The organism is Larkinella fluvii (assembly GCF_051857545.1).
Taxonomy (GTDB): domain Bacteria; phylum Bacteroidota; class Bacteroidia; order Cytophagales; family Spirosomataceae; genus Larkinella.
Genome location: NZ_JBPZHB010000006.1, coordinates 251,963 through 277,606 on the forward strand (window position 1 = coordinate 251,963; position 25,644 = coordinate 277,606).

The window sequence follows — 25,644 nt, forward strand, 5'->3', positions numbered from 1 at the left end:
TACGTTGTATAGAGAATGGGAACACGGATTTAACGGATGGAACGGATTTACACCGATTAAAATAAAAATCAGTTTTTTGATCCGTTAAATCCGTGTTCCCATCAAACACTATTGGCTGAAGAAAAACTGGACATACCGCTTTTTCCGGCCCGGTCCGGCGGATTCATCCCGAACATCGTTGATAATGACCGTATGAAGCTGCTTCGGATCAAACATCGCTATCTGGTCGGCACTCACCGCCTGTCCATCGATCAGTACAGTAACACTTTCAGGATGATAAAGCTGAAGCTGACCACTGTCATTGATAAAAACGCCTAACCCTTCATTTCGGCGCCCGGGATTGTCACGCAGCCACTGCCCTTTTACAGTCGACTTACTCCCCGCCATAAATTTCTGATTTTTCTGAATTGAATAAGCAATTCGGCTTTCGGTCACCAAGCCAGCAACGGACGCTTCGTCTTCTTTCACGACCTGGGACAAAACATCCGGCATTCCAGAACTGGCCATGCCTATGCCCAGCGAACCGCTCTCGGCTAGATAGCCGCCAATCGACTTGATCGGTTCGCCAGTCTCATCCCCATTGGACGTTGAACCAGAACTACCATTCTGTTTATGAACTTTTACGCCAATGGCATTGATATAGACCTGAAACGGATCAAATTTGACGTGCGTAAAATCGAAGGTAAACCGGGATTGCTCTTCAATCGTTTGTTTCAATTCCGAAAGATCTTTGAACGACATTTTGGGCGTAATCACCCAGTACAGCAACTTCCCTTCCCGGACAACATACCGGCTTTGTTTTTCCGTATTCACTACCGGTATTTCATCAGCAACCTGCGCCGAATCGGGAATCGCCACGGATTTTTCGCCCAGTTCTTCCACCGGTTTCGGCACGATTTTCAAGTCGGATTCTATGGGCGAATCAGCCTGCTCAACAACCGCAGAAAAAACGGGTTTTGGCTTCGCGATCACTACCGGCTTCTTCTTTACCAAAGCCGATGACGGTTTTTTCGGCTTTTCCACCGCAGCCATCGTCGTCACCAGTCCGGTAACCGTAAACAACACCAAATAGACCAGCCACGACCGCCGGGTTTGGGATGCCTGATTCATCATCTGAATGCGGTTTTTCAAAAACCGGGGACCGAACTGGTTGACGAAGCTGAACTGCTCCGGGTGCTGCCGAAAAATACCATTCGTTTTCATACGCAGGTTCAGGAAAACCGATTAATCCGCCAGCAACTGGCTTTTGGTTGTAACCACCACAAGACCCTTGGTCGTGAACATTGGCTTGACCATTCCCGCCGATCCTTTGTCGAAAACCGCTACCGAAATCTTGTCGTCGGCAGCCAGTTCCCGAAACGCCTGGTATGAACCCCGCTTGCCGTCGATCAGAAAGGTAAAGTGGGTGAGTTGTTCCGGCGAGAGTGTTTTTTTGTACAAAAGCTGGCGGCCCATCGCCATCACCTCCGGATTGGCCGAAAAAACCGCATCCAGAATTTTTCCGTCGATCATCGTGGCCCCGTAGCGCCCGGTTTTGCCGAACCGTTTCATGGCTTCCTGCGCCGTCAGCACCGTGCGCTTGTAGTCGGACACGGAGCCAAAGCCAAACGGCTGACCCGGCCGCAGGTTCAGCACCCGGCCATTGAGCACCACCACCGGTTTTTCGTGTTCCCAAATCGAAAACAAAGTGTCGGGCAACTGCATCACCCGCCGGGTGGTCTGCACCACAAACGGCTTCGACGGGTCGGGTTGAATGGCCGTGATCACAAAGGGTGGTATTTGATTGAGCGTCCGGGCAACGACCTGTTTTCCGTTTTTTACTTCAACCGAAATGTGATCGATCTGGCCGGAGCGATTGACGTCGGCCTGGTAACGCATCGTGATGCCCCGTTCCGCAAAAACCGCCTGCATCACATCCAGATCCTGTAAAGATGTAACCGCCGTAATCAATCCGAACACACCAAACCGGTTGTCGACCACGTACCGGGAAACGGTTTTTGGCGTGGTAAAGGCCGAACAGGAGAGGATAATACTAACGCTAAAAAGCAGGTAGGTTTGCCACCCCCGGTTCGACTTGGGCCGGTTCATCATCGAAATCCGGCTTTTGAGTTGCGGCTGATTGAACGAATTGGTCGCCGGTCGGACGGGAACCGGCGTTTCGCCCGAGAGGCTGGCTTTCAGCAGGTAATACTGGTATTTTTTCTTCTCGATGCCTTCATCCAGCACTTCCCGGTCGACGAGGTATTCCAGGTTTTCCTGCACCAGCCGCTGGTGCCACCAGGCAAACGGATTGAACCAGAAGATGACCCGCAGCAACTCGGCCAGCAGCATATCCAGGCTGTGCCACTGCCGGCAATGCACCCGTTCGTGCAGCAGAATCTGGTCGAATTCGTCCTGTTCATACAGTTCCGGATTCAGAATGACCCATCGAAAAAAGGAAAAGGGAGCATCGACCTCCGCGTTGACCACCAGCCAGACATCATCCTCCCACGAACGCTCCGAGCGCGCAATCAGCCGCGCCAGCGACAAAAGTTGCACCAGCAGTCGCCCGCCCAAAAAGATTACCCCTGCCAGATACGCCCACAACGCTAGTTTCTGCCCGGTAACGGTCGATTCTTCCGGCTGGATTTCCGGGACGACAGCCGGCACCTGAGCGGGCGGTTTTTGAAACTGGGGAGCGGGTTGGGCCGGTTTCAGCCGCGACCAGTCCAGAACCCGCAGGTTCGGAACGGTTTGCTGCACCAGATTCCGGACGGGCGCGGGCCGAAAGTCGGGCAACTCGACCAGCGGCAGCACCAACGCCAGCGCCACGTTCAGCCCGAGCAAATACCGGTTCAGGCCAAACCAGGTGGCCCGGCGGAGCAACAGCCGGTAGCAGAGCGTCAGCACCGCCAGAATCAGACCCGCTTGCAGGAGGTAAATCAACAGGCTCATGGCTACTGCCCCTTCTCGATCATCGTGATGATTTCTTTCAACTCGTCTACCGAAATTTTATCCTTTTTGGCAAAGTAGCTCACCAGATTTTTGTAGGAATCATCGAAATAATCCGACACGACTTTCTTCAGCACAAAGCGGTTCTGGTAGTCTTCCTTGCTGATAATCGGGTAGTATTCGTGGGTATTGCCATACGCCTGATGGCCGACATACCCTTTTTCCTCCAGATTCCGGATAATGGTCGAAACGGTGTTGTAATGCAGGGGCGGGTCGGTGAAATAGGCCAGCATGTCTTTTACAAAAGACTGTTCGACTTTCCACAAGACCTGCATGATCTCTTCTTCTTTGGCAGTTAACTTTTCCATCGCGCTTATTTTAGGTTAACAAAGTGCTGTCCGGGCAAAAAACCGGTGACCATTTACAAGGTCCTGACTCCATAATGACGAATATAGAACGGTTTGCGTAGCTTGCAAACTATTTTCGTAGTTTTTTATTCTACCCCCCGGCCACGGCCTTAATTTGAATCTACGCGGGAGGGTCGTAGTTTTGTGTAAAGACAGCTTACGCTCCATGAAGAAATTACCGATAGGATTACTGGCCGGATTGTGGCTGCTGCTGGCGGGTTGCGACGAAAAGGCGGTTTATAAAGGAATCGATGACATCGAAGACGGCACCTGGTACATCAAGAATACACCGGAGTTTACGTTCGAGATTGCCGATACGACGGTCACCTATTCCGTTTATTACAACATCCGGAACAGCGTTTCGTATCCGTACTACAACCTGTACATCCGTCGTTATTTGCTGGACGGAACCGGAAAAATGCTGGAGTCGAAGCAGGACGAGCTAACGCTGCTTGACCCGAAAACCGGAAAACCGTATGGCGACGGTTTGGGCGATCTGTTCGACCACCGGATCAGCATGATGAAAAAATACCGCTTTCCGCGAAGTGGAAAATACACGATCCGCTTGCGGCAATACATGCGCCAGAACCCCCTGCCGGAAATTTACAGCGTGGGCGTGACGGTGGAAAAAGACTTGTAGTATGGAAATTTATTTGCCTCTCTTCCCGCTGAATTTGGTTGTGTATCCCAACGAAGATCTCAACCTGCATATTTTTGAAGAACGCTACCGGCAGTTGATCGCAGAATGCCTGGAAAAAGGACAAACCTTTGGCATTCCGGCGTTTATCAACAACAAACTGCCCGGTTACGGCACCGAAATGAGCGTTACTACCCTACACAAACGGTATGACGACGGACGGATGGACATCAAATCGAAGGGAATTCGGATTTTTAAGGTGGCTAACTTCGAAAATCCGTCGCCGGGAAAACTCTATGCGGGCGGCACGGTGCAGGTGGTGGAAGTCGAACCCGAAATGGGCGACCACCTGGATGAACTGATTGTCAAACTGACCCGGCTGTACCGGCTGCTACAGATCAAATCCGAAATCGACGAAGAAACACCCCTCCTGTCGTTTCGGGTGGCGCACAAAATCGGTTTGTCGGTTGAGGAAGAATACGAGCTGCTGACGATCGACCACGAAAACGAACGCCAGCGGTTTCTGATCCGCCACCTCGACCGGGTGTTGCCGGTGGTTTCGGAAATGGAGCGCACCAAAGACCGCATCAAAATGAACGGCCATTTCAAGAATCTGGACCCGTTGAAATTCTGATCCACGGTTGATTTGTTTTTAAGCTACAAAATGAATCATCCCTACGGGATTCTAAACCCATCCCGTACATATCTCCCCCGGTTTTAAACCGGGGCTACAAAATGATTCATCCCTATGGGATTATCTACTCCTAAAAATCCCGTAGGGATGAATCATTTTGTAGCGATGGGTCTTAACCCACCGAACCCCGTGAATTAAACAAACAAAATCCCGTAGGGATGATTCATTTTGTAGCGATGGGCCTTAACCCGCCGAACCCCATGAATTAGACGAACAAAATCCCGTAGGAATGATCCATTGAATACCGAAGAATGGTCCTTGAAACCAAATCGGCCGCGGGCTGAAGTCTAAAATAGGGTCTGATTTTGAATCGTTTCAATCCACCAAATCCTTGACTTTTTTCGGCAGTTTATCCGTCAACTCCTTAACATTCATTGGTTTTTTCGGACGTTCGGCTTCACCCAGCAGAAAACCGTACGGTTTGAGCGGTTCGACGGCATCGAAAACGACTTTGAGAATGGCCGTCATGGGCAGCGCCAGAATCAGGCCGGTCACGCCCCACAACTGCCCCCAGAGTAACAGAACAATAATGGCTGCCAGCGGGTTGATGCTGACTTTAGAACCCACGATGTAGGGGGTGATGAAGTTGCCTTCCAGAATTTGGACGAACGAAAATACGCCGATAACGCCGAGGGCAACCAGCGGATTATCGTGGGTCAGCAGCGTGAACAAAGCCGGCAACAGCGACCCGATCAGAATGCCAATGTACGGAATCAGGATCATGAACGCGCCCAGAAAACCGAAAAAGACGGCGTAATCGATGCCCAGAATCAGCAGACCGACCGTGTTCAGCACGCCCACAATGATGATGACAAGCACCAACCCAACCAGATAATCCTTGACAACGGTGTAGATACGGCCAAAAACGATGTCGATCTTGGCCCGCTTCGTACTCTTGAATACTTTGTAAAAAAATGACCGGAAGAAGTCGCGGTACAGCATCAGAAAGAAGATATACAGCGGCACAATCGAGATGGTCGACAGCGTGTTGGTGGTAGCCAGCAAGGTGGACGTCAGAAAAGAACCGCTTTCACGAATCAGGTTGTTGACGTAACTCCGGGCCTCGGCCACCATTTTCGAGCGTTCGATGTGAAACCGGTCTTCCCCGAACGTCTGTAGTCTGTCCAGAATCTGATTGCCCCGTTCGAGTAATTTAGGAGCTTCACTGGTGAAACTGGAAATTTGCAGGGAAATGAGGTAAAAAAGCAGGTAAAAAAAGCCGATCATGATCACCAGACAAATCAGAATGGCCGGTACGCGTGGCACCCGCCAGCGTTCGAGCCGGTGGTTGATCGGATACAGGATCATGGCGAACAGAATCGAAAAAACCAGCGGTACGATCAGTTCCTGCATGGCCGACAGCCAGTAGACCAGGATCGTCAGCACAATCATGATGCAGGCAAACCGGACGTACGACGGTAAATTGACTTCAGGTAATTTGTTTTCCATATTTTTGGCTGTGGTATTCTGTTTTCGGTATACGGTTTTCGCCGGGCCGACGTTTCGGTGGCTGACGCATGCTTTCTGGCAGATGTGAGCATTGTACTAGCCGGAATGCGTCAGCCACCGAAACGTCGGCCCGGCGAAAACCGTATACCGAAAACTGTAAACTATTTTTTATGACCTCTTTTCTTCTTTTTTTATTTTCGCTCAAAGTGGCCCTTTGCTCCTGCCACACGGAGAACAAACGCAGCGGTTTTCGCAGCGGACGGGCTCAGTATGCGGTTTCGCGGGTTGGGCGGCTGGCACCGGTGGTCAACGAAAGTTCGGGGCTGTCGTATCGTGCTGGTCGCAACACGTTCTGGACGCACAACGACAGCGGGGGCCGACCCACGCTCTATGAAGTGGCCCGCGACGGTTCGCTCGTCGATTCGCTGCCCCTGCCAATGCTGAAAAACCGGGACTGGGAAGCCCTGGCGAGCCAGGACACGACGGCGGTGTTCATCGGCGACATCGGCAATAACGCCAACGCCCGAACGGATCTCCGCATTTATCGGGTCAATCCCAAACAACCTAACGATTTTCAGACCATTCCGTTTCATTATGCCCGGCAGAAATCGTTTCCGGCGTCGAAAGATACGCGTAATTTCGACAGCGAGGCCCTTTTTGCCGCCAAAGACAGCCTGTACCTCATCTCAAAAAACCGGTCGGAGCCCCGGCTGCCTGTCAACCTCTATGGGATGCCTGCCCAGGGCGGGGACCACGCCCTCGTTCCCACCGACAGCATTTTCCTGAACCGGATGGTGACCGATGCCGCCCTCAGCCCCGACGGCCAAACGCTGGCGGTGTTGACTTATGGCAAGATTTTCCTGTTTGAGCAGAAAAATAACCGCATCGATTTTCAGCATCCGACGCGCTGCCTCCGGATTCCACGGGGACAAACCGAAGGGCTGGCATTTGTGAACAACACGGATTTGGTGATGACGAATGAACGGGGAAGGATGTATTTGATTCGGAGGAAGTGATCGTATTGAGTCCGTTGTTACTTTTATTTTGCCCCTAACAAAAGCACAGTTCTTCATTTATTAATTTGAAAAGTTTATATTCGACCCGACAAACCGCCTTTATTATCTTTTGAAGCCTTTTTGAGTCCTGACTAAAAGCGTTGGTAATCATGAGAATCAGCTTCTACCTTCTGGCAGCAATGGGCTTGTTTTGCAGCCAATGTACCCAACAGTATACGGCAACGCCAAAACCGGTAACTCCTAAAATAGATTATGACCAGGTCAGTATTCAACTCATGCAGAATCTGGCTCCTGAAATCATCGGTACATGGACGCTTCAAAAAGTAGTCGTAAAGCACAATCCAAGACTCTATTTCCGTGAACACGTCAAGTTGACCAAAGACAGCACTTTTCTGAACCTGGCTACATTGACCATCCGGCCAGCAGCGGTTGCCCGGTCTACTCCCAGAGACCTCCGGCGCGGGGAATACGATGGCACGATTGAATACGGCGGAAAAGCCTATCCGGTTCAGTTAAATTTACGCGCTGATTTTGGCTGGCTGGTCAATAGAGAAGGTCCCCAGGCCATTTCGCTGTTTGAGTACCATTTTCCGAATGGCACGCGTATCGTTGAACCCGAAGAAGCGTTCCTGAAAGACCTTGGTTTGATCAACGATAATTTTTCAATCGAAGTCATCAACGGACAGCGGAAAATGGTTTGGCGTGGCTTTGATCGCGGGGTTGAACAGGTTGATCTCGTAAAGCAGTAACCTAGCCAGGCTCATTACCACGGTTTAAATCGATAGGTCTACCTCTCGCTATTTGTCGCCCGGTTTTTCTTAATCTGCTAAAACCGTCTTTAGGGTACGATCCTGCCAACCGGATCATCAAGGCAAATAAGGCTTCCCGACCACCAGTTTATCGCCCGAAAAGTCTACTTCGAACAAATGCGGAACCCGGTGCGTACGACCGTTGGTACTTTTATGGCTGTGAAGCGACATCAACCAGGTGCCGTTCAGGGTCCGAAACAACATGCCATGACCGTAATTGGGTGGGGTGATGGGCTCTTTTTCGTGGAGCCAGGGGCCATCCAGCGTGCCGCTTTTCGAATAGGCAATGCCTTGTGTATAGACATCCCCGATCCAACTGGTCCAAAGCATGGCCAGCCTGCCGGTTCCGGTGCGAAATAGATACGGCCCGTCCGTCACTTTGTTGGGGCCGGTCCCGCCGTTCTCACGACTCCAGGGGCTTTCGCTGGCCCGAAACAGCAGTTTTCCTTCGCCAACCGACCCGCTTAAATCCGGTTTCAGTTCGATCTTCTCAATGGTTCCATTCAGGTTTTGCAGCCATTCGTAACAATAAACCATATACGGTTTTCCGTCCTTCTCCACCCACAAGGTGCCATCCAGCGTTGGCTTGTCGGCAGGCAGGTAGGTAGGGTCTTTCATCGGAACGTAAGGCCCTTCCGGTTGATCGCTGACCAGAACATGGCTGGCCCGGCGCTCGATGATATTTTCGCCGACCGTATCGATTTTCACCGCCCGGTTGGTGAAGGTGGCAAAATAATAGTATTTGTCTTTGTAATGATGCAGTTCGGCCGCCCAGATCATCGGGTTCGGCCCCATCCAGGAGCCAGGATCGGTGCGGGTTACTTTGAAAGGGCCGGTCCATTTTTTCAGGTCTTTGCTTTTCCACAGCATGCCCCCCGTACCGGTCATATAGTACGTCGAGGTCTTTTTATCCGCCAAAATAAACGGGTCGCTCAGGCGAATGGAATCCAGCGGCACATCCTGCCGGAGCACAGGCGCCCGGTTTTGCGAAAAAACCGGGGTCAGATGAGCGGTAATCAGGGCAACGATCAATACGGCTTTTTTAATCATGGGGCTGCGGTCTGCTAATGATCGGATATTTCAGGTCTGTTTCAGCGATTTATCACACTAAATGTATCACTATTTTAGTCGTTTTAATCGAGAGGCAGAAAGAATAGCCTCCGGTTTGACCATGCCGTTGCGCCCGTTTTTTATCCTATTGCGTATTGTGCGGGGTAACGTCATTTCGTGTTAAGTTTTTGTTAACAATAGAGTTAACTTCGTAAAATTGCTGACACAGCGCGTACCTTCGATTCCAAATTACACCAACAAACCGTAGAATGAGTGCCACGAAGACTTCCCAACAACTCCACCGTGTGCTGGTGGTCGACGACGACCCCGACATTGTCGAGCTGTTGCAATACAATCTGGAGAAAGAAGGGTACGACGTCCGCACTGCGCCCGATGGCCGAAAAGCCCTCGACACCGCCCGCTCGTTTGTTCCCGAACTGGTGTTGCTCGATATCATGATGCCGCAACTCGACGGCATCGAAACCGGCCGCCAACTCCGCAATTTGCCTGATCTGCGCCAAACGTTTATTCTTTACCTAACCGCCCGCTCCGAGGAATATTCGGAGGTGGCTGCTTTTGAAATCGGGGCCGACGACTACATTACGAAGCCCATCAAACCGCGCGCGCTGATGAGCCGCATCAACGCCCTCTTCCGGCGCGAAGCCCAGAAAGCCGATCCGGGCGAGAAAATCGAAATCGGCGGGCTGGTCATCAACCGCCTGAACTACACCGTAACGACTGGCGACAAAACCGTCGTGCTGCCCAAAAAGGAGTTCGAACTGCTGTTTTTCCTCGCGCTGTCGCCTAACAAAGTATTTGGCCGGGAAGAGTTGCTGCAAAAAATCTGGGGAGTCGATATCTACGTCCTCGAACGCACCGTCGATGTGCACATCCGGAAATTGCGGGAAAAAATCGGCGAAACCTACATCAAAACCCTGAAAGGCGTGGGGTACATGTTCAATGATGAAGGTTAAGCGGTTATCTTTACTTCATGTCGCTTAGCCCCCGTATTGCTGCGTTTCTGCTGGCCGGTCTGATTTCGGCCCTGACGGTCGTGTTTCTGACGTTTGTGGAAGGCGTCACGCGCAGCATGTTGTTCGTGGTGGCGATTTCGTCGTTGATCGTTTCGTTTTTCCTGATTCTGTATGCCATCGAAATTCTGGTGTACCGCGAGGTCAACAAACTCTACAAAACCATCCACAAACTGCGCATCAAGGATTTTACGATTTCCCGGACCACCATCGTTAAAAACAGCAATCCGTTCAAGAAACTGAACGACGAGATTTTTGTCTATGTGGCCCGCAAACAGAAGGAAATCGAGGAACTCCGGCGACTCGAACAGTTCCGGCGTGAGTTTCTGGCCGACGTTTCCCACGAACTGAAAACGCCCATTTTTGCCGCGCAGGGCTTCGTACACACGCTCATCGACGGGGCCATCGACGACGAGAAGGTGCGGGATAAATTTCTGGCCAAAGCCGCCAAAAGTTTAGACGGTCTGGATGCACTGGTGAAAGACCTCGTGGCCCTGTCGCAACTGGAAACCGGCGAGGTGAAGATGCATTTTGAGCCGGTGGATATTTACCAGATTACGCTGGAGGTGTTTGAGCAACTGGAAAATAACGCGCTGGCCCGCCAGGCTTCCTTAAAAATCAAATCCGATCAACCCGGCGGTATTTTGGTCAAAGCCGACCCGCAACGCATCACGCAGGTACTCACCAACCTGATCGAAAATGCCATTAAATACGGCAACAACGGCGGCAAGGTGGTGGTCAGTTTTGAGGAGGAAAAGAAGCAGTACATCATTCAGGTGCGCGACAACGGCCCCGGCATTCCGCCCGAACACCTCAACCGCATCTTCGAGCGGTTTTACCGCGTCGATAAAAGCCGTTCGAAAGAACGGGGTGGCACCGGTCTGGGACTCGCCATTGTGAAGCACATTCTGAACGCCCACAAATCGAAAATCACGGTGATGAGCAAACCGGACAAAGGCACGGTTTTCAGTTTCAAGCTCGATAAAGCCGATTAACGCCCTACGGCCCATAACGGCTTTTTCTCCAGCACCTTTTCAAACACCGGACAGTCGGCCGCGTGGGCGCCGGGCAGATAGCCGATGCTCATCAGGAACTCGTTCACGATTTCACCGCCGGTAAAGCGAAACGTTTTTTTGAACAGCTTCACCCATTCTTCTTTGGTTTTGGGATGGTGGAGTTCCAGCCAGCTTTCAAACGAACCATGTTCTTTTTGCAGTTGCAGGATGGTTTTGGCGTTTTCGATGGCGGCATTGACTTTCAGCCGGTTGCGGATGATGCCCGCATCGGCCAGCAGTCGTTCGCGGTCGGCGTCGGTATAAGCCGCAACTGTGGCAATGGAGAAATTATCGTAGGCTTTTCGAAAACCGGCTTCCTTTTTCAGGATCGTTTCCCAGCTCAAACCGGCCTGATTGATTTCCAGCACCAGCCGACAAAACAGCTCGTCGTCATCATGGATTGGAAAACCGTAAAGATGGTCGTGATAGGCCTTGTGGAGAGCCTTTCGTTCGGCGGTCATGAAATCGATGGCAGTGCAGTACGACATTGGAAAACGGATCGGTCAAATTTTAATGTAGCCCACCGTTTTAACGGTTTCAGGATCTCAAAACCGTTGAAACGGTTGGGCGTTCTGGCACTATTCTCGGTTTTCCCACGGTTTTAACCGTGGGCTGGATCAACACCTGATCCGGTTATTGTACGACAAAGTTATCGGATTGTGGCCGAAGAACGGTATCCAATTGCTGTAGATTGTACCCAAAATAACACTGCCAATCACCCGGTTTTTCGACAGGGAATCTTTTTGCCTTGGATAGCATTCTGTTGTTCAGGACCTTTGTACTATGAAACTGAATTTTGAAGATCTGATTGTTTTCGAGAACGACGACTATATTTTAATCAATAAACCCGCGAATATTGCTTCGCTCGACGAACGGAATGCCGATAAGTCGCAGAGTATCCTGCGATTAGCCAAAGCCTACCATCCGGATGCCCAGCTCGGCCACCGCCTGGACAAAGGCACGTCGGGCATTCTGGCGATTGCCAAAAACCCGGCGGCCTACCGCCACCTGGCGATGCAGTTCGAACACCGGGAAGTAACCAAACGCTACCACGCCGTCGTGGATGGCATTCACGATTTCGAAGGCATTTCGGTGTATCTGCCCATTTCGCCCATCAAAGACGGAACGGCGGTGAAAATAGACCGGCAGAAAGGGAAAGAGGCCGAAACCATTTTCAATACGCTGAAAGTATACCGGATGCATACCTTGATGGAGTGTCTGCCAATTACGGGCCGGATGCACCAGATTCGGGTTCACCTGATGTGTTTGAAAGCCCCCATTGCCAATGATCCGACGTACGGCGGAAAACCGGTTTTTCTGTCGGATCTGAAGCGGAAATTCAACCTGAAAAAAGACACCGAAGAACAGTCGCTCATTCAGCGTGTGGCCCTGCACGCCCGCTCGCTGACGTTTACGCTGCTGGATGGTGAACGAACGATTTTTGAAGCGCCCTATCCGAAAGATTTCGAAGTATTGGTGAAGCAGTTAGAGAAAAATAGTTAGTTTTCAGGCTCAATTTGGCGTTAACTCCTAAAACCGTACCGGCGAACCGGTCGAAAAACAAGCATGTTTGTTCATACCGTATATTTCTGGCTCACGAACCCCGAAAGCGACGACGACCGCCAGGCGCTCCGCGCCGGCCTTGAAACGCTCAAAGGCATCACGCATTTTGAAGCGTTGTACATTGGCAAACCCGCCGACACCCGTCGGCCCGTCATCGATCATTCCTACGACTGGTCACTGACCTATATTTTCAGTGATCAGGCGGCCCACGATGCGTATCAGGAAGATCCGATCCACCTGAAATTTGTGGAAACCTGCGCGCGATACTGGAGCAAGGTTCTGGTGTATGATGCGGTAGAATAAAACCCATCTTGGGAATATGAAAAAACCGGCCTTCCGACCGGTTTTTTCATATTAGGCTTTTCCGTTCTCCGGGCGGCCGTTCGAAGCCGTCGGCTCACCACCACCGGCTGACGGTTTTTTCTTCTTCCGTTTCTTCTTCCGATCGCTGCGGTCGCTGAATTTTTTGTCCAGTTTTTCCAGATCGCTGTTGAGGGAGTTCAACCCTTTGGCGGTTTCTTTCCGCTCGGCCATCGGCTCCAGCAGGTCAAACGATTCGGGAATAATGCCCTTTTTGTTCAACTCCTGAATCTCCATGACACGCGCGATGGGCAGCGGATACCAGGTGCTTTCAGTGCTATAGCCAAACCACATGATCCGCCGGAAAATGTCGGTTTTCTGGAGCGACGCCCGGCCTTTCTGGGTTTCCAGCGGTTTTTCCACCTGCGGAATATCGCGCAACGCATCCACGTACGTTTCGAGTTCGTAGTTCAGACAGCACTTCAACCGGCCACACTGCCCCGACAACTTGCTGGGATTCAGCGACAGGTTTTGGTACCGGGCTGCCGAGGTCGTGATGTTTTTGAAATCGGTCAGCCAGGTCGAGCAGCACAATTCACGACCGCAGGAGCCAATACCGCCCAGCCGCCCGGCTTCCTGCCGCAAGCTGATCTGCCGCATTTCGACCCGAATTTTGAATTCGGCGGCCAGAATCTTGATCAGTTCCCGGAAATCGACACGCTCGTCGGACGAATAATAGAAGGTCGCTTTCGTATTATCCGACTGGTATTCAACGTCGGACAGTTTCATATTCAGCTTGAGTTCCTTCACCACTTCGCGGGTGCGGTACATCGTCGTCAGATCGCGGGCGATGGCCTGCTCGTGTTTTTCGAGGTCTTTCTGCGACGCCACGCGGTGAATCACTTTCAGATCGTCGGAAAACGGGATGTTTTTCTTCAACATCTGCAAGCGAACCAGTTCCCCCTGGAGCGACACGCAGCCGATGTGATAGCCCGTTTGCATTTCACAGACAACGTAGTCGCCCGTTGTCAGATCGATCTGGTGCGGATTTCGGTAGTATTCCTTCCGGCCACCCTTAAACTTTACTTCTACGGCTGCATCGTACCGGCGTGTGGAGGGCGTCTCCATGTTGCTCAACCAGTCGAACACATTCATTTTATTGCAACCGCCGGTGCCACAGGCCCCATTATTCTTGCATCCGCCCACGGCTCCGGTCGCGGTTTTGGTCCCACAACCGCCGGTCGTACATGATTTGCATCCCATAACTCTATCTATAGTTAAGAGTTAATAGTGAAAAATTAAGCGTGAAAAGTGAAAAGTAGACTAGAGAACCGTTTACTTTTAATTTTTAACTCTTAACTCTTCATTCATAACTCGTGATCGTGCGGGCGGCCCCGCTTCTTTTTGTGCCTTCATCCGGATCACATTTTATATAGATCCAAATTGTGCGGTGAACACTATATTCAACCGGTTCACGCCGTTCATGAACCGATCAACCTCAAAATTATACCCTAAATTAATAAAAAAAGGCATAAACGGCTGCATGAACCCAACGACTCCGGGCAGGTTGGGCAGAAACCCCATTCATGATCACATGAAAACGGTTAAAATATGTTTAGGATTGACTAAAACCGGAGGTATTTGGCGGTTGCAGGTCACTTACCTTTGGATAAATAGTTAAGACATCCGCTTTATCCGGTGTCGACACCGTCTCCCCGCTTTTCTTTTATGCAAGAACATTCGGCCTTTAAGCCTTCCCTGCGATTAATCGATGCCACGATGCTGGTGGCCGGCAGCATGATCGGTTCCGGTATTTTTATTGTGAGTGCCGATATTACCCGCAACACCGGCAGCGCGGGCTGGCTGATGGCCGTCTGGCTAATCACCGGCTTCATGACCCTGACGGCGGCCCTCAGCTACGGCGAATTGAGCGCCATGTATCCGAAAGCGGGCGGGCAATATGTATACCTGAAAGAAGCCTACAATCCCCTCATCAGTTTCCTATACGGCTGGAGTTTCTTTACCGTCATTCATACGGCCACCATTGCCGCCGTAGGCGTGGCATTTGCCAAATTCACCGCCTATCTGTTGCCCCAATTCAGTGAAGACCACATCATTTTCGACCTGAACTTTCTGCAAATCTCGGCGGCACAGCTTCTGTCAATTCTTATTATCGTATTACTCACCTTCATCAACACCCGCGGGGTCAACAGCGGGAAACTCATTCAAACGACTTTCACCCTGGCCAAACTGCTGAGCCTGCTGGGTCTCATCGTATTCGGGTTTTATGCGATCAAATCCGATGTCTGGCAAGCCAACTGGACGAACGTCGACATCTGGAACTTACAGAAACTCAGCCCCGATGGAAGCGTTGAATCCTACACGACGCTGGCGGCTTTTGGTGCCATTGCGGCCGCGATGGTCGGATCGATTTTCAGTAGTGATTCGTGGCATACCGTCACCTTCATTGCCGGCGAAATCAAAAATCCGCAGAAAAACATCGGGCTCAGTCTGGCCCTCGGTACCATCATCGTCACGGTTATTTACCTGCTCACCAACATCATGTATACCGGCGTGCTGTCGTTGCAGGAGATTGCCTCGGCCGACAAAGACCGGGTGGCCGTGACGGCGTCTCACGTCATTTTCGGCAATGCCGGAACCACCATCATTGCCATCATGATTATGGTTTCGACGTTTGGCTGCAACAACGGCCTGATTCTGGCCGGAGCGCGGGTGTATTATTCCATGGCCAAAGACGGCTTGTTTTTCCGGCAAGTGGGGCAACTGAACAAAAACTCCGTACCCGGTTTTGCCCTCTGGATTCAGTGCCTCGTGGCCTGTGTCTGGAGCCTGAGCGGCCGTTATGGTGACTTGCTCGATATGATTTCGTTCGTGGTTGTGGTTTTTTACATGCTGACGATTGCCGGTATTTTCATCCTGCGAACGAAACGCCCCGACGCGCCAAGACCCTACAAAGCTGTTGGCTACCCGGTTTTGCCGGTTCTATACATTCTGATGGGCCTCGCGTTTTGCCTCCTGCTGATTATCTACAAACCCACCTATACCTGGCCCGGACTCATCATCACCCTCACCGGTATCCCGATTTATTTCCTGATCAGGAAAAACCGGAATAGCGGTGAGAAGCTCCCGGAAACGTTCGAAAAACAGATCTAAACCATTGCCTTACTTGCTCTTGTATTCCCGGATGTAGTCGCTGGGCGACATGCCGGTGGTTTTTCTGAAAACCCGGTTAAAATTGGTGGCGCTGTTGAACCCCGTCGAATAGGCAATGCTGGAAATGCCGTCGTTGCTGCTGTTGATGATTCGCTTACAGGCTTCGTTGATCCGGATTTCGTTCAAAAACGTGTTGTACGTTTTGCGGGTGTGCTTCTTGAAGTATTTGCAGAACGCGTGCGGAGTAATGTGGGCGATGTCGGCAATTTTGTCGAGCGTGATGGGCTCGGCATAATGATCGAGCGTATACTGGAAGACGTCATTCATCCGCATGCCATCCGAATCCGAAAATGAATAATCGGCGAACCCCGTTTGCAACGACTTCCAGCCTTTTACTTCCTTCGAAAAATATTGAAACAATTGAATAACCGCCAGCAGCCGATCCAGATTGGTCTTGTCTTCCAAAGATTTCAGGATTTTGGCAACGTATTCGGTGTGTTCGGCCGGAAGTTGCAGGCCATTCTGGATGAGGTCGAGAAACCGGCTGATCGACTCCATTTCGGGCAAAGCCAGAAAGGCTTTCGGAATCCGTTCCAGATCGAAAAAGATGTGGATCGCGTGGGCATTCCCAAGCCGTGGATTCGTAAAATGCCCCGGCTCCGATTTAAACATGTGGGGCTGGTTCGGCCCCAGAATGTAGACTTCATTGGGCCGGAAAGCCTGGCTGTAGTTACCCACCATCAAGGTACCTTTCCCTCTGAGGATGAGCGTGATCTGGAGTTGTTTATGCCGGTGAAAATGGTTGTAGAAATGAGCCAGGAAGTCCTCGTCTACAATTACGGAATCCTCTTTGGGGGCAGGCGGAGTAAATTGTAGTACTTTCATACAGTCAAATCAGGTAATTGTTTAACCATTAAACATCAAAATAGTACAATTAGAGATGGCAAGGCCTTTACAATGACCGGCAAAATGAACGGTTTTACAAGTTTACTTCATTTAACGGTTGTTTTTTGAAGTATATACCAATATTATCATTGTTCTATATATTTTACAAACAAACGGATAATATTGGTTGATTATTGGTTAATACTGTTACAAAAGTTCGTTTTGAAACCGTATATCGGAATAGTATCAAAGTTTCGCAGAAGTTTGTTTTTCACTCTTGAAATGATTACAATTTTCAAAGTTCACCAAACGTCCTGAAAACGAGAGTAAATCGCTTTGTAAAGGCGGTATTATCATACTGAGAGGGCTACGATACCGCTGACAGGGTCTTTGACCGCTGTCGGGGTATCGTAGCCCTCTCAGTATGATAATACGAAAACCGAGCCAGTTATAACTTCCTTCTGGCCACTTCTTTCCGGATCAAAAACAACTCCCGGCTGGTTTGCCCGGCCACCGAACTGTTTTCCTGCGCCCGTCTCATCAAATACGGAATAACGTCGGCGATGGGTCCATACGGAAGATACTTGCTCACGTTGCAACCCATTTTGGCAAGATTGAACGTGATGTGGTCGCTCATGCCGAAAAGCTGGGAAAAATGAATGTGCGGGTGGTTGAGCGGTAGGTCGGCGTCGAGTAGTTTCTGGACGGTGTGCTGCACGCTGTATTCATTGTGCGAGGCTACAATCAGCGAAATCCGGTCGAGATGGTCTAGGCAAAAATCAATCGCAGCGTTAAAATCCCGGTCACTGGCCGCTTTGTCAGGCTGGATCAAAACGGTTTCATTGCGCTCCAGCGCCCGTTTTCGCTCTTTCTCCATGTAGGCCCCCCGGACAATTTTGACACCCAGAATGGCGTTGCGGTTTCGGGCCAGTGCAAAGCTCCGTTCCAGAAACGAAAGCCGGTCGTGCCGGTATAGCTGGACGGTATTGAAAACGACGGCGTCCTTTTGATTGAAAACCGTCATCACCTGCATTGTCAGCGCATCGATCGTATCCTGAATCCACGATTCTTCAGCATCTATTACTATTCCAATGTTGAGATTAGCGCCCGTTTCGCAAACTTCAACCGTTCGGCTGACCACCCGCTCCCATTCCTGCCTTTCGGCAGACGTCAGCGAACCGGTATCGATCTCGACGGTCTGATCGGTCAGCCGAACCAGGGGGTTCAGCTTTTCCAGTAAGGCAAACCGCGCCAGGCCCGTAATCTTGATGCCCATCAACGGCACGTTGGGGCGGGTAGCGGCAAACCGAACGACCCGAATGAACTCTTCCTTCGTCCGGTCGAAGTCGGCTTCGGTTTCCTTGCCTTCCGCGCCATAATCCAAAATGGCCTGCACGTTGAACCGATCGAGCGTTTTGATGGTATCTATCGTTTGATCAAGGCTTTCCCCACCAACAAATTGCTCAAAAATGGTGGACCGGATCAGGCCTTTCACCGGCAGATTCCATTTTACGGCCAGGGAGGTAAGTCCCGCTCCCAGGCTCACCAGCCAGTTTTGATTCATCAGGGTGAACATCACCTGCGCTTTCCGCAACTGCTGATCGGTTTTATAAGCGAAGGCATCGGCTGTATTATCCAGGTCTATTTTCGTTCCGTTTTTCATCGTCAGTATTTTGTCCCCTAATGTATAACGGGAATTTCGGGTATGGCGGTTTTGGCAATTTTGGATGACATTTGGACAATTTTGGATGCAAAGGAAGAACCGGGGCATAATACCTTTGAAGGACTGATTTTATCACCTATTGTTTATGTCAAAAGGATTTTTCCGTGTTCCGGAACCCCGAAATGAACCGGTTTATTCGTACGCACCCGGGACGCCCGAACGCGCTAAATTGAAGGAAGCCCTGGCAAACGCCCGGGCGCAGGAAGTGGACATTCCTCTCTACATCGGGGATCGTGAAGTCCGAACGGGTACCAAACGAGCCATTCGCCCCCCCCACGACCATCACCATATTCTGGGCTATTACCACGAAGGCGATGCCAGCCATGTTCAGGAAGCCATCGAAGCCGCCATGGCGGCCAAACCCCGCTGGGAAGCCCTGCCCTGGGAAGAACGCGCGGCTATTTTCCTGAAAGCCGCCGAACTGATCGCCGGACCTTACCGCTATAAAATCAATGCGGCCACCATGCTCGGCCAGTCGAAAAACGCCTACCAGGCCGAGATCGACTCCGCGTGCGAACTCATTGACTTCTTGCGGTTTAATGTTTCATACATGGCAAAAATTTATGCCATCCAGCCCAATTCTTCGCCGGGCGTCTGGAACCGGCTGGAGCAACGTCCCCTGGAAGGATTCGTGTTTGCGCTGACGCCCTTCAATTTCACAGCCATTGCCGGAAACCTGCCGACTTCGGCGGCCATGATGGGCAACGTAGTGGTCTGGAAACCGTCTGAAAACCAAGTGTATGCGGCTCAAGTGATCATGGATGTGCTGAAAGAGGCCGGTTTGCCCGGTGGCGTTATCAACCTGATCAACGTGGATGGTCCCGTTGCTGGAGATGTTGTTTTTAGTCATCCTGACTTTGCCGGCATTCACTTCACGGGCTCGACGGCGGTTTTTCAAACGATCTGGAAAACCATTGGCAATTCCATCGCTATCTACAAAAGCTACCCGCGCATTGTGGGCGAAACCGGCGGGAAAGATTTTATTCTGGCGCACCCCAGCGCCGACGTAGAAGCCGTGTCAACCGCTTTGGTGCGGGGTGCGTTCGAATACCAGGGACAAAAATGTTCGGCGGCTTCCCGCGCCTATTTACCGGCGTCGTTGTGGGCGGCTATCCGGGAAAAAGTGGTTCAGGATCTAAGTACCATCAAAATGGGGCCGGTCGAAGACTTCGGTAATTTCGTGAATGCCGTGATTTCCGAACGCTCGTTCGACAAACTGGCCCGCTACATCGATCAGGCTAAAAACGACGAGGGCGTTGAGATAGTAGCCGGTGGATCGTATGACAAAACCGTTGGGTATTTTATTCAACCGACGGTTTTGCGGGTCGACAATCCGCAGTATGTGACGATGTGCGAAGAGCTGTTTGGCCCGGTTTTGACGGTGTATGTCTACGACGATGACGAATATGAAGCCATGCTGGACATTATCGATAAAACGTCCATCTACGCGCTCACTGGATCGATCCTGTCCGGCGACCGGTATGCCATCGAACTGGCGACCACTCGCTTGCGGAATGCTGCGGGCAATTTTTATATCAACGACAAGCCGACCGGTGCGGTGGTGGGTCAACAGCCTTTCGGGGGCGCGCGGGGATCGGGAACGAACGACAAAGCCGGGTCGGAGTTGAACCTGCTGCGGTGGGTATCGGCCCGAACCATCAAGGAAACCTTTGATGCTCCCAAAAAATACCAGTACCCTTTTCTGAATTCCGATTGAGCAAACCAGCGGTTTTTCTTGACTGCGTAGCAATCTACCGGTATGGCGATACTGCTATACCGGTATTTTTTTTAGATAAAATAGGGATTTGCTTTTACATTTTCCCAATTCGTCAGGCATTTTGAAAAAATAGGAATTAATAAATTTTAAGCGATTCTCTTTTCTAAAATAGCCGAATATTATTCTACAATAAAAGTAGTTAAAGATCAATTCTTTGGGGGCTTAACAAAAATTGTCTATTGATAAATAGATTTTAGCCGAATGGCATTGCCTTCATTTTGGGAAAGAAAATGTTGCTTTTCTTTGTTTGAGAACACCAAACCGTGGTGTTCCGGATGCGCTGAATCAGGCAGAGTTCTGGTACCGATCAATCCGACCGACGCAGGCAAAGAAACCTGTAGACTCCGACCTGACTGGCATTCTGGACTACTCAGCATGCAATTAACCCCAATCATACCGTAGGTGACTATGAAGCAATCTATCCTATCAAACCGTGGCCCCCTGCCCATGCTTATCGTCTTTTTCTGCCTGCTGGCAGGAATTAGGGCCTTCGCAGGTGGGCTTCCCGCAAAATTGGCGGACATTGAAGTCAATGGTGTTGTCACCTTTAAAGAGGATGGCAACCCGCTGCCGGGGGCGTCTATTTTAGTGAAAGGCACCACCAATACCGGCACTATTACGGACGCCAACGGTAAATTCCGGCTTTCCGTCCCCGAAAACGCCACGCTGGTGGTGAGCTACATCGGTTTTCTGCCCGTGGAAATTCCGGTCAACGGACGGAGTACGATTTCCATTGCGCTGGAATCAGATGCAAAGCAACTGAGTGAGGTGGTCGTCACCTCGTTCGGGATTGCCCGCGACCGGAAAACGCTGGGCTACGGCGTCAGTGAAGTGAAAGCCGAACAACTCAGCCAAGCCCCAACCACGGATGTAACCAACTCACTGGCCGGAAAAGTGGCCGGGGTGCAGGTTACCGGTGCGGGCGGTGGTTTTGCCGGTTCCAACGTAACCATTCGCGGTTTCTCCACCTTTACGGGCAGCAACCAGCCGCTGTACGTGGTTGACGGGATTCCGCTGGACAATTCCGGGGGTGGCAACTCCGTCAATACCGGCGTGGTGAACTCCAGCCGGATTTCGGACATCAACCCGCAGGACATCGAGAGCGTCAACGTCCTGAAAGGGGCGGCTGCCACGGTTTTGTACGGTTCGCGGGCGGCTTCCGGTGCCATTTTGATCACTACCAAAAAAGGCAAGAAAGGCGTCAAAAAGCAGATTTCGTTCTCGACCAATGTCGCCGTCGGAACGGTGAGCCGATTCCCAAAGTTCCAGAACGAATACGCGCAGGGCAGCAACGGAAATTACATCAACAACGTGGCCGGTTCCTGGGGACCCCGGATTGCGGGACAAACCGTAACGAACTGGTTTGGCGAGTCGGAAACTTTGCAGGCCTATCCGGACAACATTCGGGATATTCTCCAAAGCTCCATTTCTTCGCAGAATAACCTGAGTTTTTCGGGCGGAACGGATAAGTACGATTACCGGGTTTCCTACGGTTTTTCGGCCGAAACCGGTCTGGTTCCGAACAACAAACTGAACCGGAACAACCTCTCGGTGAATGCCGGGACGCAATTGACCGACAAATTCAGAATCTCGACCTCGTTCTCCTACGCCAACAACGTTTCTGACCGGACGCAATCCGGGAACCAGGGAGCCAACTCACTCTGGCGGGGGATTTATACGCCCCGCAGCTACGATCTGACCAACAAACCGTTTCAGGATGCCGCCGGGAACCAATTGTGGTTTGCCGCCGAAGATCACCCCTACTGGTCGCTGGAGCACATCAAGAACCACCAGGAAGTGAACCGGTTTTTCGGAAATGTTAACCTGAAGTATGACATTCTGGACTGGTTGCAGGCCGATCTGAAAATTGGTACGGATATTTTCAACTTCACCACCAAAGGGTTCGACGACAAAGGTGTACGCAGCAACGCCAACACCAACTCGGCGGGAGCCGGTGGGGTGCTGGACCGTTCGCAACTGATCCGCAACCTGAACTCGTATTTCACACTGACCGGAAACCGGAAAATTACACCCGACATCAACCTGATTGCAACGGTCGGGAACGAAATCATTTCCAACTACAACAGCGAAATGCAGAACATCGGTCTGGGGATCGTGGTGCCGGGTTTCGACAACATCAAAAACTTCCTGACGTTCAACCCGACCTCTTCCGTTACCGAGCAACGGGCTGTTGGGGTGTTTGCTGACCTTGTTTTCGATTACAAAAGCTGGCTTTCGGTGAACGCCAAAGCGCGGAATGACTTCTCTTCTACGCTGGCTCCGGGCTATCGTTCCATCTTCTACCCGGCCGTTGCCATCAGTTTTGTGCCAACGGAAGCGTTTCCATCACTCAAATCGAAAATCCTGTCCTCGGCCAAAATCCGGGCGAACATGGGCGAAGTGGGCAAAGGAGCCAGTCCGTACGCCATCAACACCTACTACGGCAAAGCAAGTGCGGGTGATGGTTTAGGCTCGACAGCGGTCAACTTTCCGTTTGGCGGACTAGCGGGGTACACCTACGACAACAGCACGGGGAACCCGCAGTTGACGCCGGAATTTACGCGTGAAATCGAACTGGGCGCGGAAGTAACGCTGTTTAACGGTCGTCTTTTCCTTGATGGATCGGTTTACAAACGCGACAGCCGCAACCTGATCTTCTCGGTTCCGGTGCCTTCGACCTCCGGTTTCACCAGCCTGGTAACGAACGCGGGTAAGCTTTCGACCAAAGGGATTGAGTTGCTGATTTCGGGAAATCCGATCCAGAAAGAGAACTTCACCTGGGAATCGTCGCTCAACTTCACCAGTTTCCGGTCCATCGTGAAAGAACTGGCACCGGGCGTCGCCAACATCTCAATCGGTGGCTTTACGTCACCCAACATCCGGCTGGTGTCGGGCGAGGAATATGGTCAGATCTGGTCGAATGCCTATCAGCGGGATGCGCAGGGTCGCATGATCATCGGCGCCAACGGACTGCCGAAAGTAACGACGGCGGTGCAGCGGGTTGGAAATCCGAATCCACGGTTTACGGCCGGTTTTACCAACACGTTCAATTACAAGAATTTCAGCCTGTCGTTCCTGCTCGATTACAAGCACAAAGGCGATCAGCTTTCCCGTACCATCGGCGATTTGCGCATCAATGGCGTAGCCGCCGAAACGGCCGAGTTCCCCCGGTTTAACGCCGACGGCACGCCCAACCGGCCTTACATTTTCGATGGCGTTCGGGAAGACGGCACGCCAAACACCATTGGCGTAACGGCGCAGCAGTATTACAGTTTGCAGGGTAAATATGTGGCCTGGGAAGGTTACGTTCTGGACGCTACGTACCTGAAACTGCGGGAAGCGAATCTGACCTACAAAATCCCGGCGTCCGTTCTGGATCATGTAAAATTCATCAAAGGACTTCAATTGTCGGTATACGGTCGGAATCTCTTTATTCATGCCCCGAATTACCCCCACCTCGATCCGGAACAAAACCTGCTGGGTGTCAGCAACGCCCGCGGTCTGGAATTTGGCATCCAACCCACCGCCCGGACCATCGGCGGAAGTTTGAGAGCGACGTTTTAACGGGTGATTACGAATCGAACAAACCATTGAGATCATGAAGAAATTACTCTATACTTCCATTCTTGCCACGGGGCTGTTTTTCAGCTCCTGCAGTACTTACCTGGATGTCAACGACGACCCGAACAACATCCAGCGTGTTCAGGTTTCGCAGTTGCTTCCTTCCGTTACGGTCAACATTGGCTATATGGGCGCCAGTGACCTTTTCCGCTACGCCAGTCTGCTCTCGCAGCAGTTCAGTGGTCAGGGTCCCAACACCGGTTTCGGGACCTTTAAAGAATACGAGCGGTATAACATCAACGACTCCGACGTCAATGGGCAGTGGGTCCGGATTTTCGGCACGACGGTGAGCGACCTGGAGCTGATGATTGCGCAGGCCACCCGCGAAGGCAGTCCGCATTATGCCGGGGTCGGAAAAATCCTGAAAGCGTATGTTTACCAGATTGTTGTCGATGCCTGGGGCGATGTTCCTTATACGCAGGCCGGCAAACACAGCGAGAATTTCTACCCGGCTTTTGACGACGACGAGGTGATTTACAAGGACCTGACCCGCCTGATCGACGAAGGGCTGACGGATGTCAATGCCACCACCTCGGCGCTGTCGCCCAACCAGTTCAGCACGATTTACAGCGGAACGACCTGGGCGGTTTCCAAAGACAAGTGGATCAAGTTTGCCAATACGCTGAAGTTGCGGATCTTCCTGCACTATTCGGCCAAAGACCAGGCTTATGCTTCCCAGCAAATTACGGCGCTGGTGAACAGCGGAGCCAAATTCATGGAAAGTCCGGCAGATAATTTCCAGATGGCGTTTCTGGCCGAATCGCAACGGCAGAATCCACTGTACAGCATGGAAAACGGCCAGTTCAAGAACCAGTTTTTCCCGAACCGGTTTATCGTCAACCTGATGAATGGCAAGAACGACCCCCGCCGATCTTCGTATTTCATTCCGTTTCCGTTCAACTCCAGCCCGGCTACGTTCAAGGGTGCCAGCGTGCTGGACACCGATCCGTCATCGGCCTATTCCCGGAACTATCAGTATATTTACGGAACGGCTTCGGCACCCAATACGGCCATGATCAATCCGGACGGGAGCCTGCGGGACGGAGCCATTACGTTCTCCGGCGCGGGTCCGGCCCGGTTACTGACCTTTGCCGAATACAACTTTATCCGGGCCGAAGCGGCTTTGCTGTACGGCGCACCCGGCAATGCCCAGTCGTTTTTCGAAGCCGGTATTCGGGCGTCCATGACCGACGCAGGCGTGGCCGCAGCGAATGTGACGACCTACCTGGCGACTCAGGGAACCCTGACCGGAACCAACCAGCAAAAACTGGAGCAGATCATTACGGAGAAATATGTAGCGAACCATGCGGTTTTGATGGAACCCTGGACGGATTACCGCCGGACGGGCTATCCGGCCCTGACTCCGCACAAAACGCCGATGGCCATTTACGACGAAGTGCCCCGGTCGTTGTTCTACGCGCAATCGGAAATCAACAACAATCCGAATGCGAAACAACGGACGAGCATGCTGGATCGCGTTTTTTGGGATACCCGCAAGTAAGCGATTCCGGTTAGACCTAAA

General features: G+C 51.5%; 21 protein-coding genes. 12 read left to right on the forward strand and 9 right to left on the reverse strand.

Annotated elements, in window-relative coordinates; all coding sequences use genetic code 11:
* Positions 1–108: 108 nt before the first annotated feature.
* Genes ACS5NO_RS17260 through ACS5NO_RS17270 form a run of 3 tightly spaced genes read right to left on the reverse strand, consistent with a single transcriptional unit; the run spans position 109 to position 3,299 of the window.
* Positions 109–1,203, reverse strand: coding sequence for a hypothetical protein (locus tag ACS5NO_RS17260; RefSeq protein WP_439416318.1), 1,095 nt, complete (start codon positions 1,201–1,203; stop codon positions 109–111).
* A gap of 21 nt (positions 1,204–1,224) precedes the next feature.
* A complete protein-coding gene (locus ACS5NO_RS17265) occupies positions 1,225–2,934 on the reverse strand; it encodes a M56 family metallopeptidase (RefSeq protein ID WP_439416319.1) in 1,710 nt (569 codons plus the stop codon).
* 2 nt (positions 2,935–2,936) lie between these two features.
* Positions 2,937–3,299 carry a BlaI/MecI/CopY family transcriptional regulator gene (locus ACS5NO_RS17270; protein ID WP_114404570.1) on the reverse strand — a complete coding sequence of 121 codons (363 nt, stop codon included), beginning with the start codon at positions 3,297–3,299 and terminating at the stop codon, positions 2,937–2,939.
* A gap of 205 nt (positions 3,300–3,504) precedes the next feature.
* Between ACS5NO_RS17270 and ACS5NO_RS17275 the strand changes: the two genes are divergently transcribed.
* The gene (locus ACS5NO_RS17275) at positions 3,505–3,978 is read left to right on the forward strand and encodes a gliding motility lipoprotein GldH (RefSeq protein WP_114404571.1); all 474 of its coding nucleotides are present in this window, start codon (positions 3,505–3,507) and stop codon (positions 3,976–3,978) included.
* A gap of 1 nt (position 3,979) precedes the next feature.
* On the forward strand, positions 3,980–4,609 hold the full coding sequence (locus ACS5NO_RS17280; RefSeq protein WP_439416320.1) for an LON peptidase substrate-binding domain-containing protein: 630 nt from the start codon (positions 3,980–3,982) through the stop codon (positions 4,607–4,609).
* Positions 4,610–4,984: 375 nt separating this feature from the next.
* On the opposite strand, the gene ACS5NO_RS17285 is transcribed toward ACS5NO_RS17280, so the two are convergent.
* The gene (locus ACS5NO_RS17285; RefSeq protein ID WP_439416321.1) at positions 4,985–6,118 is read right to left on the reverse strand and encodes an AI-2E family transporter; all 1,134 of its coding nucleotides are present in this window, start codon (positions 6,116–6,118) and stop codon (positions 4,985–4,987) included.
* A 170-nt stretch (positions 6,119–6,288) separates the two neighbouring features.
* On the opposite strand from ACS5NO_RS17285, the gene ACS5NO_RS17290 reads away from it, so the two are divergent.
* Together ACS5NO_RS17290 and ACS5NO_RS17295 are read left to right on the forward strand one after the other, a co-directional pair.
* Complete coding sequence (locus ACS5NO_RS17290; RefSeq protein ID WP_439416322.1) at positions 6,289–7,134, forward strand: hypothetical protein; 846 nt, start codon at positions 6,289–6,291, stop codon at positions 7,132–7,134.
* A 149-nt stretch (positions 7,135–7,283) separates the two neighbouring features.
* Positions 7,284–7,883, forward strand: coding sequence for a hypothetical protein (locus ACS5NO_RS17295; RefSeq protein ID WP_439416323.1), 600 nt, complete (start codon positions 7,284–7,286; stop codon positions 7,881–7,883).
* Positions 7,884–8,000: 117 nt separating this feature from the next.
* Here the strand turns inward: ACS5NO_RS17295 and ACS5NO_RS17300 are convergent, their stop codons facing one another.
* The gene (locus ACS5NO_RS17300) at positions 8,001–8,993 is read right to left on the reverse strand and encodes a glycoside hydrolase family 43 protein (RefSeq protein ID WP_439416324.1); all 993 of its coding nucleotides are present in this window, start codon (positions 8,991–8,993) and stop codon (positions 8,001–8,003) included.
* A 269-nt stretch (positions 8,994–9,262) separates the two neighbouring features.
* Between ACS5NO_RS17300 and ACS5NO_RS17305 the strand changes: the two genes are divergently transcribed.
* Together ACS5NO_RS17305 and ACS5NO_RS17310 are read left to right on the forward strand one after the other, a co-directional pair.
* Positions 9,263–9,967 (forward strand): response regulator transcription factor, encoded by a 705-nt coding sequence (locus ACS5NO_RS17305; protein WP_114410206.1) that lies wholly within the window; start codon positions 9,263–9,265, stop codon positions 9,965–9,967.
* Positions 9,968–9,984: 17 nt separating this feature from the next.
* Complete coding sequence (locus tag ACS5NO_RS17310; protein WP_150878136.1) at positions 9,985–11,019, forward strand: sensor histidine kinase; 1,035 nt, start codon at positions 9,985–9,987, stop codon at positions 11,017–11,019.
* Here ACS5NO_RS17310 and ACS5NO_RS17315 read toward each other — a convergent pair.
* Positions 11,016–11,567 carry a DNA-3-methyladenine glycosylase I gene (locus tag ACS5NO_RS17315; protein WP_439416325.1) on the reverse strand — a complete coding sequence of 184 codons (552 nt, stop codon included), beginning with the start codon at positions 11,565–11,567 and terminating at the stop codon, positions 11,016–11,018. The two genes, ACS5NO_RS17310 and ACS5NO_RS17315, sit on opposite strands and share 4 nt — an antisense overlap.
* Before the next feature lie 295 nt (positions 11,568–11,862).
* Here ACS5NO_RS17315 and ACS5NO_RS17320 point away from each other — a divergent pair, with 295 nt between their 5' ends.
* The gene (locus tag ACS5NO_RS17320) at positions 11,863–12,582 is read left to right on the forward strand and encodes an RluA family pseudouridine synthase (RefSeq protein ID WP_114408732.1); all 720 of its coding nucleotides are present in this window, start codon (positions 11,863–11,865) and stop codon (positions 12,580–12,582) included.
* Positions 12,583–12,645: 63 nt separating this feature from the next.
* Positions 12,646–12,945, forward strand: coding sequence for a Dabb family protein (locus tag ACS5NO_RS17325; protein ID WP_439416326.1), 300 nt, complete (start codon positions 12,646–12,648; stop codon positions 12,943–12,945).
* 51 nt (positions 12,946–12,996) lie between these two features.
* Here the strand turns inward: ACS5NO_RS17325 and ACS5NO_RS17330 are convergent, their stop codons facing one another.
* Positions 12,997–14,205 (reverse strand): PSP1 domain-containing protein, encoded by a 1,209-nt coding sequence (locus ACS5NO_RS17330; RefSeq protein ID WP_439416327.1) that lies wholly within the window; start codon positions 14,203–14,205, stop codon positions 12,997–12,999.
* 465 nt (positions 14,206–14,670) lie between these two features.
* On the opposite strand from ACS5NO_RS17330, the gene ACS5NO_RS17335 reads away from it, so the two are divergent.
* Complete coding sequence (locus ACS5NO_RS17335) at positions 14,671–16,116, forward strand: APC family permease (protein WP_439416328.1); 1,446 nt, start codon at positions 14,671–14,673, stop codon at positions 16,114–16,116.
* 9 nt (positions 16,117–16,125) lie between these two features.
* On the opposite strand, the gene ACS5NO_RS17340 is transcribed toward ACS5NO_RS17335, so the two are convergent.
* Both ACS5NO_RS17340 and ACS5NO_RS17345 read right to left on the reverse strand, forming a co-directional pair.
* Positions 16,126–17,001: a helix-turn-helix domain-containing protein gene (locus ACS5NO_RS17340; RefSeq protein ID WP_439416329.1), complete on the reverse strand. Its 876-nt coding sequence runs from the start codon at positions 16,999–17,001 to the stop codon at positions 16,126–16,128.
* Between the two features lie 448 nt (positions 17,002–17,449).
* Positions 17,450–18,664: a proline dehydrogenase family protein gene (locus ACS5NO_RS17345; RefSeq protein ID WP_439416330.1), complete on the reverse strand. Its 1,215-nt coding sequence runs from the start codon at positions 18,662–18,664 to the stop codon at positions 17,450–17,452.
* A 145-nt stretch (positions 18,665–18,809) separates the two neighbouring features.
* Between ACS5NO_RS17345 and pruA the strand changes: the two genes are divergently transcribed.
* The 3 genes from pruA (at position 18,810) to ACS5NO_RS17360 (ending at position 25,623) form a co-directional block, all read left to right on the forward strand.
* Positions 18,810–20,441, forward strand: coding sequence for an L-glutamate gamma-semialdehyde dehydrogenase (gene pruA, locus ACS5NO_RS17350; RefSeq protein ID WP_439416331.1), 1,632 nt, complete (start codon positions 18,810–18,812; stop codon positions 20,439–20,441).
* Between the two features lie 507 nt (positions 20,442–20,948).
* Positions 20,949–24,065 (forward strand): SusC/RagA family TonB-linked outer membrane protein, encoded by a 3,117-nt coding sequence (locus ACS5NO_RS17355; RefSeq protein ID WP_439416332.1) that lies wholly within the window; start codon positions 20,949–20,951, stop codon positions 24,063–24,065.
* A gap of 34 nt (positions 24,066–24,099) precedes the next feature.
* A complete protein-coding gene (locus ACS5NO_RS17360) occupies positions 24,100–25,623 on the forward strand; it encodes a SusD/RagB family nutrient-binding outer membrane lipoprotein (protein ID WP_439416333.1) in 1,524 nt (507 codons plus the stop codon).
* Positions 25,624–25,644: the final 21 nt, after the last annotated feature.

Coding starts and splice junctions, on each gene's coding strand:
- ACS5NO_RS17260 (WP_439416318.1), bottom strand. CDS start 1,203: ATGAAAACGAATGGTATTTTTCGGCAGCACCCGGAGCAGTTCAGCTTC.
- ACS5NO_RS17265 (WP_439416319.1), bottom strand. CDS start 2,934: ATGAGCCTGTTGATTTACCTCCTGCAAGCGGGTCTGATTCTGGCGGTG.
- ACS5NO_RS17270 (WP_114404570.1), bottom strand. CDS start 3,299: ATGGAAAAGTTAACTGCCAAAGAAGAAGAGATCATGCAGGTCTTGTGG.
- ACS5NO_RS17275 (WP_114404571.1), top strand. CDS start 3,505: ATGAAGAAATTACCGATAGGATTACTGGCCGGATTGTGGCTGCTGCTG.
- ACS5NO_RS17280 (WP_439416320.1), top strand. CDS start 3,980: ATGGAAATTTATTTGCCTCTCTTCCCGCTGAATTTGGTTGTGTATCCC.
- ACS5NO_RS17285 (WP_439416321.1), bottom strand. CDS start 6,118: ATGGAAAACAAATTACCTGAAGTCAATTTACCGTCGTACGTCCGGTTT.
- ACS5NO_RS17290 (WP_439416322.1), top strand. CDS start 6,289: ATGACCTCTTTTCTTCTTTTTTTATTTTCGCTCAAAGTGGCCCTTTGC.
- ACS5NO_RS17295 (WP_439416323.1), top strand. CDS start 7,284: ATGAGAATCAGCTTCTACCTTCTGGCAGCAATGGGCTTGTTTTGCAGC.
- ACS5NO_RS17300 (WP_439416324.1), bottom strand. CDS start 8,993: ATGATTAAAAAAGCCGTATTGATCGTTGCCCTGATTACCGCTCATCTG.
- ACS5NO_RS17305 (WP_114410206.1), top strand. CDS start 9,263: ATGAGTGCCACGAAGACTTCCCAACAACTCCACCGTGTGCTGGTGGTC.
- ACS5NO_RS17310 (WP_150878136.1), top strand. CDS start 9,985: ATGTCGCTTAGCCCCCGTATTGCTGCGTTTCTGCTGGCCGGTCTGATT.
- ACS5NO_RS17315 (WP_439416325.1), bottom strand. CDS start 11,567: ATGTCGTACTGCACTGCCATCGATTTCATGACCGCCGAACGAAAGGCT.
- ACS5NO_RS17320 (WP_114408732.1), top strand. CDS start 11,863: ATGAAACTGAATTTTGAAGATCTGATTGTTTTCGAGAACGACGACTAT.
- ACS5NO_RS17325 (WP_439416326.1), top strand. CDS start 12,646: ATGTTTGTTCATACCGTATATTTCTGGCTCACGAACCCCGAAAGCGAC.
- ACS5NO_RS17330 (WP_439416327.1), bottom strand. CDS start 14,205: ATGGGATGCAAATCATGTACGACCGGCGGTTGTGGGACCAAAACCGCG.
- ACS5NO_RS17335 (WP_439416328.1), top strand. CDS start 14,671: ATGCAAGAACATTCGGCCTTTAAGCCTTCCCTGCGATTAATCGATGCC.
- ACS5NO_RS17340 (WP_439416329.1), bottom strand. CDS start 17,001: ATGAAAGTACTACAATTTACTCCGCCTGCCCCCAAAGAGGATTCCGTA.
- ACS5NO_RS17345 (WP_439416330.1), bottom strand. CDS start 18,664: ATGAAAAACGGAACGAAAATAGACCTGGATAATACAGCCGATGCCTTC.
- pruA (WP_439416331.1), top strand. CDS start 18,810: ATGTCAAAAGGATTTTTCCGTGTTCCGGAACCCCGAAATGAACCGGTT.
- ACS5NO_RS17355 (WP_439416332.1), top strand. CDS start 20,949: ATGCTTATCGTCTTTTTCTGCCTGCTGGCAGGAATTAGGGCCTTCGCA.
- ACS5NO_RS17360 (WP_439416333.1), top strand. CDS start 24,100: ATGAAGAAATTACTCTATACTTCCATTCTTGCCACGGGGCTGTTTTTC.